The organism is uncultured Gimesia sp., from assembly GCF_937919775.1.
Lineage (GTDB): Bacteria > Planctomycetota > Planctomycetia > Planctomycetales > Planctomycetaceae > Gimesia.
This window is the reverse complement of the sequence record NZ_CALFPF010000742.1, coordinates 1-5,042: the sequence shown is the minus strand read 5'-3', so window position 1 is coordinate 5,042 and position 5,042 is coordinate 1. Positions and strand designations below refer to the sequence as shown.

The 5,042-nt window shown below is 51.1% G+C and carries 4 protein-coding genes; 2 read left to right on the top strand and 2 right to left on the bottom strand.

Annotation, left to right across the window (positions count from 1 at the left end; genetic code table 11):
- On the bottom strand, nt 1-2,121 hold a 2,121-nt coding region (locus tag Q0294_RS21055), incomplete at its 3' end, for a choice-of-anchor Q domain-containing protein (protein ID WP_299469383.1).
- 390 nt (nt 2,122-2,511) lie between these two features.
- On the opposite strand from Q0294_RS21055, the gene Q0294_RS21050 reads away from it, so the two are divergent.
- Both Q0294_RS21050 and Q0294_RS21045 read left to right on the top strand, forming a co-directional pair.
- Nucleotides 2,512-3,144: a hypothetical protein gene (locus Q0294_RS21050; protein WP_299469382.1), complete on the top strand. Its 633-nt coding sequence runs from the start codon at nt 2,512-2,514 to the stop codon at nt 3,142-3,144.
- The gene (locus Q0294_RS21045) at nt 3,137-3,898 is read left to right on the top strand and encodes a TerC family protein (RefSeq protein ID WP_299469381.1); all 762 of its coding nucleotides are present in this window, start codon (nt 3,137-3,139) and stop codon (nt 3,896-3,898) included. The genes Q0294_RS21050 and Q0294_RS21045 overlap by 8 nt, the downstream gene beginning before the upstream one ends.
- Nucleotides 3,899-3,958: 60 nt before the next feature.
- Here Q0294_RS21045 and Q0294_RS21040 read toward each other — a convergent pair whose 3' ends face one another.
- A complete protein-coding gene (locus tag Q0294_RS21040; protein WP_299469380.1) occupies nt 3,959-4,969 on the bottom strand; it encodes a ThuA domain-containing protein in 1,011 nt (336 codons plus the stop codon).
- Nucleotides 4,970-5,042 lie beyond the last annotated feature (73 nt).

Here is a 5,042-nt window from a genome sequence, read left to right as displayed (position 1 = left end):
TACGTTACCGGTTGAGACAAAAAGGGCTCCACCTCTGAAATCTGTCGTGTTGAATGAGAAGGTACTCTCACGGATGATTAAATCAGTACCGCCAGTCTGCCCATAATAAACTCCACCCCCACCGTGCAACTCAGCAGTATTTTCAGTAATTAAACTGTTTTCGATTGTCAGGGATGAATACCTGCTAAAGATCGCGCCACCACCCAGTCGCGCCCTGTTGCCTCTCAGGACACTGTCCTTAACGGTCAAATTTTCCAGGCTCAAGATGGCCCCGCCATGTCCGTCTGTCGAACTGCCTGACTCATTAGAATTTCCATTCGTCAAAGTCAGCCCTTCGATTTCAACTGTAATGGTAGTCCCACTAAAACCATTATCAATCTTGAAAATACGACTGTTGTTGTCGCCATCCAACGTCAGCAGATCGGCACCGAGGCCAGTAATGGTCAGATCATCGGATATCAGCAATTCACTGGTCAGCACAATCGTCTGCCCTGCCAGCGAAGCATCAAATGAGATCGTATCCGCGCCTGACGTCGTATTCGCCAGAGAAATCGCCTCGCGAAGCGACAGTTGGCCGGCTGAATAATTTCCATCGACTACATCGGAGGTGGTACTGACGACCAGAGCGACTGGTACCGCGACGGAAGATTCGAAAGCGCCAATGTCAATGATGCCGGAAACGATTCTTGAGAACCCGCTTCCCCGCTGATCTGTTGTCAGCCCCGCGCTGGTCGCTGCGGTATTTTCGCCGGCATTCAGCGCAGCGCTGTCAGCCAACAGGGCATGCGTTTTTGTCAGTCCCCCGTTGTCTTTCAATTCCGGATCCAGCAGTCCAGCGAAACTCTCTTGGATGATGTTGGCAGTGCCTGTGAAAGTGCCATCAATCTGGTCTTCTGAATCAGCTTGATTCCCTGCAATGATCGTATTTGAAATCGTAGTAGGCGCGGAGCTAAACAGATAGACTCCGCCGCCTTTGCTGATATTACTTCCGGTAGCCACATTGCCAACAATCGTGCTGTTGATAATAGAAACGGGCTTGCTGCCGAGTACGAAAATTCCGCCTCCGTCGAACACGCTGCTGTTTCCGGAGAATGTACTGTTATGGATTGTGACACTCTTAGACCCCTGGCTGTAGATTCCCCCACCATTGACATCGGCCGTATTCCTGTCAAAAGTCGATCCGGAAACGAACAGCATAGCACTGTTATTAATCGCCCCACCGCTGAAATCAGTATGATTCTCGATAAAACTGCTGTCATTCACGGTCAGGTCACCGAAGACATTCGAAATGGCACCGCCGGGAAACTCTGCCGTATTTTCAATGAAGGTACTGCCATTGACGATACAAATACCATCGCGCAATAGAACAGCCCCTCCCGCGAGTCGTGCATGATTGCCTGTGAACTGAGAGTTTTCAATCAAAACCAGTTCACCGTCTTCCGGGTAAGGGAACGTTTCACTGTGATAGATGGCCCCTCCATCACTTTCTTCTGCCGTATTCCCGATAAACTGACTGCCTCGTACCGTTAAAGAACTGGTATCATCATAGATCGCCCCACCAGATCCGGCAGTATTGCCGGTAAAGATACAATTCTCAACAATCAGATTTTCGGTGCTGAAAATGGCACCTCCATTGTCTGCCAATTCAGAATCAACCGTATTAGAATTCCCGTTTGTTAACTTCAGACCGCTGATCTCAACCGTGATTGTTGAAGATATGGAATCATCATCAATATTAAAAATACGACTGTTGTTGTCGCCATCCAGTGTCAGTTGATCGGCCCCCAGCCCCGTAATTGTCAGGTGATCCGAAATCTGCAATTCACTGGTCAGTACAATCGTCTGCCCCGCCAGCGCAGCGTCGAAGGTAATCGCATCCGCGCCTGCATTTGCATTGGCCTCTTCGATGGCCGCCCTCAAACTGCCTTCGCCGGAATCATCCATATTTACGACAGTAAGGGTGGTCAGCAGCGTGCGGTCTTCGAGTGTCTCAATGACATTGCGAGAAACCAGCGCCCGTGCGAACGGAGCTTGATTGCGGCGATTTGAGTTGCGTTTTGTTCGGGAAGAACGGGAGCGAAGCTGGTTCTTCAATGAAGAGAGCCACTGGAATGGAAACATATTGGAATTATCCGGCTTGGGGATCTAATAGATTACGGTTGGATATTGACAGTTTAGAGGTTTGTATACTACCACGCACGACAGCAAACTCAATGCGTATTTGAGTATCAAACTGTGAAATAATAGAGAAGAATTTATACATAAAGCCACTGTTTTCAAGTAGAAAACGGACCAGAGGTCAATACATCTGGAATTCTGTTCCAGACTGGTTGTGGGGGCGTGTTCTGCCTTTGACCGTACAGGAGATGCACGGCACGAGACTGCCTGCCTTTCGATTTCGCAGTGCCTGCTGTTCACCTCAGGTCCGCTCCTTGTGTTCGCGTACAATGCGAGGGTGCATTTTTTCCTGGCGGAGAACAGTGCCGCGAGGGGGCAGTGCGCTCTTTTTTTATGCAACTGATTTCCGTTTTACACTACCCCTACAGCATTTTCTTGAAGGAAACCGTGATCGTGGTCTGTGAGTTGGTGGCACGTGAATTATTTTCTGAGAGTTTCTCGATCCGGGAGACGGCCATGCGCGTTAATGTCGAGGTCGTGGCGATTTCGAGGGGGCTGATGCGCGTTAATGCCGCACAGGTGACCGAAAACGACTGCTTCCGACCTGCACATTGCGAAGTCGTTTTGAGCGTGCGCCCTGAAATCGGTCTGAAACCAGCGGGTTTTGTAGTGCTGAAAACCACAGTCGTTGATCGATTCGCCGGAAATAAATCTCACTCGCGCGCGACGCATAAATCAGAGTTTCCAGACAGGCGGCAGCGGGTCAAGTCGAAAATTTTCACCCGTTTTCAAAGGAAATCTGCTGAGCCACCGATTCCTGAAATTGTCAACCGCGTTTTCTGTTCGGAAAAGTGTGAGGTAACTCAGCTTGACGGAAGAATTTCTTTGAATTCTGTTGCGAGATTCGGAATTTCGATAAACCAACCCGCAACCGAATTCGTTCCCTTTCTTTTCAGAACCGAACCGATGTGTATAATCCGTTACGTGTCGAATTTTCATTTAGTTGATTGGAGCAAGAATGTTTGAATGGCTGGCCAGCCCTGAAGCCTGGATTGCGTTGGCGACGTTGACGTCGCTGGAAGTCGTGCTGGGGATCGACAACATTATTTTCATTTCCATTCTCGTCGGTCGGCTGCCTGAAAAACAGAGGGACCTCGCCCGGAGTCTGGGGCTCAGCCTGGCCATGGTCGCGCGGCTCGTTCTGCTGTTTTCCATTTCCTGGGTGATGGGGCTCACCGAACCCTGGTTTTCACTGCTGGGCCGCGAATTCTCGGGACGCGACCTGATCCTGATTGGGGGCGGGTTGTTCCTGCTGGCCAAAGCGACTCATGAAATTCACAACAGTCTGGAAGGCATGCCGTCGGAGGAATCGGGGGCGTCCGCCGCGCAAGCCACCTTCGGATCGGTGCTGGTGCAGATCGGCGTGCTGGATATCATCTTCTCGCTGGACTCGGTGATTACCGCCGTCGGGTTGTCGGAGCATGTATCGATCATGGCGATTGCGATTATCCTCTCGGTCGGAGTGATGCTGTTCGCTGCGAAATCGATCGGCAATTTTGTCGATCAGCATCCGACGATTAAAATTCTGGCGCTCTCGTTTCTGATCATGGTCGGCGTGACGCTCATGATCGAAGGTTTTGGAATTCACGTCCCCAAAGGTTACATCTATTTTGCGATGGCGTTTTCCGTCACCGTCGAGATGATCAACTTGCGGATGCGAAAAAAGCATGTGGACGCCGTTCGCCTCCACAAACAAATAGAAGAAGGTGAAACCAGTTAGCTGATCTCACCTTCTTTTCGTCGTTTTTTTATCAACAGGATCGGCCTCACGCTCCCACGATCAGGGGGTTTGAACCGTCGGTTCGTTATCATTCCATTTGACTTTGGGAAGTGGTTGTGTGACCTTGCCGGTCGCCGCCCATTCGGTGCCCCGCTGCAAAGTGATCTGAAAACCGGTTCCCTGCAGAGCCACGGTATCATGGCCCAATGTCGTATGGAACACACGGCCTTTGCCGTAGTCGATGGTCATCATAATCGGCTCGTGTTCGCCGGTGCCGCGTTCGTTCGGCTCGGAATAGGCGGTTGCGAGGATCGTCACATTTTCCGCCGGGCCCCGGAGTTTGCCGTAGACTTCGTCCGCCGGATGCATCCACTCGACGGGGAGACCTTTGACAATCGGATGCTCGGGTTGACGAACTTTGACAACAACCGGAATTTTTGTGCCATGCGTTCCGCCGTTACCGGCGCTGGTGTCTCTGGTCCATTTGTCGTCGCGCAAACGCAGCATGGGACCGGATTTTTCATTGCGTCCGCCCCAGCCACCGACGGCGATCATTTTGTTATAAGCGGGCCAGTCGGAAAACGAATTGTCGGCTGCATGCACAACCACAAAACTGCCGCCGGAAGAGACATATTCATCGAAGGCCTGCTTCACTTCTTCGGGCCAGCTTTCGCCGTTGTAGTTACTGACCACTACATCGTACGATTTGAAATCGGGCCGCCACGCTTTCCAGAGCGTCGACGATTCCAGTTTGTAACGGGCTGCCGCTGCTTCCCATTCCTTGAGCTGAGACTCATAATTTTTCTGCTGTGCGTCAGTCAGTTTGCCGTCGGGCTTGCGGGGTTTGCGCGGCGCACTCGGCGGCGTGGTGGAGACTTCGACTTCAAAACGACCCGAATTTTCCAGAATCTTTTTGAGCAACGGCGTCGTCTGCTGCCACTGATGATTGTTCTGACCATCGATCAGCAGCACGGATAATTTTTCAGCAGACGTTTCCGCTGCCCGACACAAAAGCGGACTACAGCAGAGCGCCAGCAACATCAACACGAAAAAACGAAATGAGCACTTCAACGGATTTCTCCTTAACATCAATGGATTGCCAGTTTGATACAACTTGAAAAATAGCTCTCAGAGGAGACCAGCT

Coding starts and splice junctions, on each gene's coding strand:
- Q0294_RS21045 (WP_299469381.1), top strand. CDS start 3,137: ATGTTTGAATGGCTGGCCAGCCCTGAAGCCTGGATTGCGTTGGCGACG.
- Q0294_RS21050 (WP_299469382.1), top strand. CDS start 2,512: ATGCAACTGATTTCCGTTTTACACTACCCCTACAGCATTTTCTTGAAG.